Genomic DNA, 1,209 nt, shown 5'->3' with positions numbered 1-1,209 from the left:
GCTGGCCGACCACGACGTGCTCGGCACCGTGCTCCTGCCGGGCACCGGCCTGGTCGAGCTGGCGCTGCGCGCCGGGGCGGAGACCGGCTGCCCGGGACTGGCCGAACTCGTCCTGGAAGCGCCGCTCACCCTGCCCGCCCAGGGCGGCACCGCCGTCCGCGTCATGGTCGCGGGCCCCGACGATTCCGGTGCGCGCCGGCTCGAGGTGTTCTCCCGCGCCGACACCGGCGGCTCCGACGACCTGACCTGGCTGCGCGACGCCACCGGCCTGCTCGTCCCGCCCCCCCCCCCCCCCCCCCCCCCCCCCCGCCCCCCCGCCGCCCGCCCTCATGGTCTGGCCACCCGAAGACGCCTTCCCCGTCGACATCGCCGACGCCTACGACCGCCTGAAGGACCGCGGCTACCTCTACGGCCCGATGTTCCGGGGCCTCAAGGCGGTCTGGCGCCGCGACGACGAGCTGTTCGCCGAGGTGTCCCTCCCCGACCGTGCCGAAGCCCCCCGCTTCGGCGTCCACCCCGCCCTCCTCGACGCCGCCATGCACGCCGGCCTCCTGACCGACGACACCACCACCGAGCTCCCCTTCGAATGGACCGGCGTCGCCCTCCACACCCCCGGCGCCGCCGCACTCCGCGTCCACATCACCCCCGGAACCACCCCCTCCACCACCACCATCGAGATCTCCGACGAAACCGGCCACCCCGTCCTCTCCATCACCTCCCTCCTCTCCCGCCCCGTCTCCCCAGAACAACTAGCCCCCACCCCAACCCCCCACACCTCCCTCTTCCACCTCACCTGGACCCCCGCGACACCGTCGTCATCCGCGCTGCCGGGAACGTCGTCGGTGGAGGGGATCGGCGGGGTGGTGGTTTGCGGGGACGTCGTTGATGAGCTGCCCGGTGCGGCGTTCGCGGTGGCTGAAGGGGTGTTGGCGGCTGTGCAAGGGCATCTTCGGAAGGAAAGGGAGGGGCGGCTCGCCGTGGTGGTTCGGCCGGGTGAGGTGGCTCATGCGACGGCGCGCGGGCTGGTGCGGGCGGCGGAGGCGGAGAATCCCGGGCGGTTCCTGCTGGTGGAGACCGACGGTGATCCTGCGGTGGACGTCCCGGTGGCGTCGGCCGTGGGGGAGCCGGAAGTGGCGGTGCGGGCGGGGGTGGCGTATGTGCCGCGTCTCGCGCGGGCTGCCGCCGTCGAGGGGGTGGAGGCCGGGGGCT

1 protein-coding gene and 1 pseudogene are annotated in these 1,209 nt (G+C 74.4%); both read left to right on the top strand.

Translation table 11 applies throughout. From position 1 onward, the window contains the following. Positions 1-16 precede the first annotated feature (16 nt). Positions 17-157: pseudogene (locus ACYVE7_RS34275) on the top strand (hypothetical protein); the annotation flags it as partial. A gap of 172 nt (positions 158-329) precedes the next feature. Then, on the top strand, positions 330-1,209 hold an 880-nt coding region (locus ACYVE7_RS34270; protein WP_460370765.1), incomplete at its 3' end, for a polyketide synthase dehydratase domain-containing protein.

Source organism: Actinocorallia lasiicapitis, from assembly GCF_054778695.1.
The sequence above is the reverse complement of the archived record's forward strand: the minus strand, read 5'-3'. Positions and strand labels throughout refer to the sequence as shown.